The 238-nt window shown below is 41.6% G+C and carries 1 pseudogene; it reads left to right on the plus strand.

Going from position 1 to position 238, the window contains the following annotated elements:
- Positions 1-238 (plus strand): annotated as a pseudogene (locus tag R0J92_RS26350) (formyltetrahydrofolate deformylase); the annotation flags it as partial.

A 238-nucleotide genomic window follows, 5' to 3' on the forward strand; every position in this document is an offset into this window, starting at 1 on the left:
GGATTAGTTTCTCGTCTCTCTCACTTTATTTTCGAGCGTGGGGGCAATATTCTTGATTTAGATCAGCACGTTGATGCCAATGAAGGTATCTTTTCTGCTCGCATTGCTTGGGATATGCAAAACTTTACCATCGACCGTTCACAGTTAAAGGCAGCGTTTGCCCCGCTAGCAAACGAGTTTAATGCAACGTGGAACATTCATTTTTCGGAAGATAAAACAAGATTAGCGATTTTTGTCT

The organism is Tritonibacter sp. SIMBA_163 (assembly GCF_046535935.1).
GTDB classification, from domain to species: domain Bacteria; phylum Pseudomonadota; class Alphaproteobacteria; order Rhodobacterales; family Rhodobacteraceae; genus Epibacterium; species Epibacterium scottomollicae.